The organism is Oleiagrimonas sp. (genome assembly GCF_027858935.1).
Taxonomy (GTDB): domain Bacteria; phylum Pseudomonadota; class Gammaproteobacteria; order Xanthomonadales; family Rhodanobacteraceae; genus Oleiagrimonas.
In genome coordinates this window covers 1-2,423 of sequence record NZ_JAQIBU010000030.1, presented here as the reverse complement: position 1 = coordinate 2,423, position 2,423 = coordinate 1, and the positions used below count along the sequence as shown (strand labels likewise).

General features: G+C 64.8%; 3 protein-coding genes and 1 pseudogene. All 4 read right to left on the bottom strand.

Annotated features, from left to right (window positions below; translation table 11 throughout):
• Positions 1 to 570: pseudogene (locus PF446_RS01220) on the bottom strand (hypothetical protein); the annotation flags it as partial.
• A 133-nt stretch (positions 571 to 703) separates the two neighbouring features.
• Positions 704 to 1,624 carry an aspartate carbamoyltransferase catalytic subunit gene (locus PF446_RS01215; protein WP_298068893.1) on the bottom strand — a complete coding sequence of 307 codons (921 nt, stop codon included), beginning with the start codon at positions 1,622 to 1,624 and terminating at the stop codon, positions 704 to 706.
• Between the two features lie 179 nt (positions 1,625 to 1,803).
• Positions 1,804 to 2,232, bottom strand: coding sequence for a Holliday junction resolvase RuvX (ruvX, locus tag PF446_RS01210; protein WP_298068891.1), 429 nt, complete (start codon positions 2,230 to 2,232; stop codon positions 1,804 to 1,806).
• Positions 2,229 to 2,423: YqgE/AlgH family protein (locus PF446_RS01205; RefSeq protein WP_298068890.1), on the bottom strand; the 195-nt coding region annotated here is incomplete at its 5' end. The genes PF446_RS01205 and ruvX, both read right to left, overlap by 4 nt.

Sequence of the window (2,423 nt, the reverse complement as noted above, 5' to 3'; positions counted from 1 at the left end):
CGCATCGATGGGTAAAACAGCCAGTACGGCCTGCTTTTTCTCCACGGCTACCACGAACTCGAGTTTCAACTGCCCGAGGCGGACATGGCGATAATCGATACCGCCCAGTCGGGTAGTTTGCAGTGGTGTGCCCCAGGCCTTTTCCATCCGGCCAATGAATGCCTGGAAGGCGGCTGTGTCGGCGATCTGGACGCGCATGACCGGGCTGAGGCCCACGCCGTATGCGGCATACAGGGCCTTGGGATCGATGCCGATGCGTTTGGCGAACTGCTCCACGGTACGACCATCAAACTCGTCCGCCAGTGCGTTCAACAGGTCGGCTGCATGGGCATTGCCCTTGTCCACGGCCTTTGCGGCATGTCGCAGCTGGGTGACCTGCATCGGCAGTTGCGTGTCGGCCTGTTTCAACAGTTGCGTGCGCATGTCTGCAGGCAGTGGTTCGAGGTTGGCAGTGACATAGGGCGTGTCCGCTGGCACGTAGGAAAGCGGTGCGTTGGCATCCTTGTGGCTGCAGGCGCCCAGTGCGCCGATGCAGAAAACACACGCGAATACGCGAATCGTCCTTTTCATGCTCTTGCCCCTTGGTGACTGGATCCCGGATTGCATTATGCCCGCGATGGCCCGGAGAAACAGTGGCAAGCGTAATGTGCCTTTGAGCACGGGACTTTCGGCATGTTGTGGGCCGATCTTCGCGGCCCGCAGATCAGCGGCCCAGGACCTCGGCCAGCACCGCCATGCGCACGAAAACGCCGTTGCCAACCTGCTCGAGGATGCGTGACTGCGCACCGTCGGCGACTTCGGGCGCGATCTCGATGCCGCGGTTGATCGGGCCCGGGTGCATCACCAGGCAGCCGGGGGCGGCGCGCGACAGCCGCCGCGTATCCAGACCGAAATGTTCGAAATAGGCGGCCTCGTCCGGCAGCAGGGTCGCGGCCATGCGTTCTTTCTGCAGGCGCAGCATGATCACCACGTCGACGTTCTCGATGGCCGCGTCGAAGTCCTCGACGAGGATGCAGCCGGGGACCTCGGTGGGGGCCGGCAGCAGCGACTGCGGGCCGCACAGGCGCAACTCGCGCACCCCAAGGGTGGTCAGGGCGTGGATGTCCGAACGCGCCACCCGCGAATGCAGGATATCGCCGCAGATGGTCACCTTCAGCGTGGCCAGGTCGGGGTGGTGCTGGCGGATGGTCAATGCGTCAAGCAGACCCTGGGTGGGGTGCGCATGGTTGCCGTCGCCCGCGTTGACGATGGATACACCGCTCATGGCATGGCGCACCATGAACTCGGGCGTGCCGGTTTCGCGGTGGCGGACCACGATCGCATCCAGATGCATCGCCTCGAGCGTGTGCAGGGTATCGAGCAGGGTCTCGCCCTTGTTGGTCGAGGAACGCGCAATGTCGAAGTTGACCACGTTGGCGCCCAGGCGCAGCGCAGCCAGTTCAAACGAGGTGCGCGTGCGGGTGGAGGGCTCGAAGAACAGGTTCAGCACCGTACGCCCGGTCAGCAGGTCCAGCCTGCGCGTGCCGTGATGGCTGTCCACGCGCATGTGCTCGGCGCGGTCCAGCAGGCGGCTGATGCAGTCGCGGTCGAGGTTGGCGAGTGAAATCAGGTGGTGCAGGCGCATGCGATGGGATTCCGGACGGGCGGTTCGGCCTATTGTAGATGCGCCTGACACGTTGCGCAGTGCAGCGCATGCTCGTGGCGTGTTTCTGGATCTGTTGTCTTGCGGCGCGCGTCTTGCACCTTAGCTGTGGGTGCCGGCTTCGTCACTGGATGTTGTCCGCGACGGCATGGCCTGCAGGCTCAGCGCGGCGACTGCATCTGCAGCCAGGACTCAAGGATGACCGCTGCCGCGTGGGCATCGATGTCGACGGCGTCGCGTCGACGGCGAAGTCCTGCGGCGCGCGCTGCGGCGAAACGGCGTGCGGCCTCCTGCGAGCTGTTGCGCTCGTCGCTCAGGTAGACCGGCAGTACATAGCGTTTTTCCAGGCACTTGGCGAAATGCCGGGCAACGCGCGACATGGCCTGTTCGCTGCCGTCCATCTGCAGCGGCAACCCGACCACCAGTGCCTCGGGCTGCCAGTCGGTCATCAGGTTGTCGATACGATCCCAGTCCGGCTTGCCTTCGCGCACGTTCAGCGTGGTCAGCGGACGGGCGGTAGCGGTGAGGTAGTTGCCGACGGCCACGCCGGTCAGGCGGGTGCCGACATCAAACCCGAGCACGCAGCTCATGCGTGGCCGGCATAGCCGGTCAGCCGGGTGGGATCCACGCCGACCAGTCCGGCGGCATCGATCCAGCGCTCCTCGAGCGGGGCGTCAAAGATGATCCGGGCATCGGCCTCGGTCGTCAGCCAGGCGTTTTCCATCAGCTCGTTCTCCAGCTGGCCGGCTTCCCAACCCGAGTAGCCCAGCGCGACCATGGC

Coding starts and splice junctions, on each gene's coding strand:
- ruvX (WP_298068891.1), bottom strand. CDS start 2,232: ATGAGCTGCGTGCTCGGGTTTGATGTCGGCACCCGCCTGACCGGCGTG.
- PF446_RS01215 (WP_298068893.1), bottom strand. CDS start 1,624: ATGCGCCTGCACCACCTGATTTCACTCGCCAACCTCGACCGCGACTGC.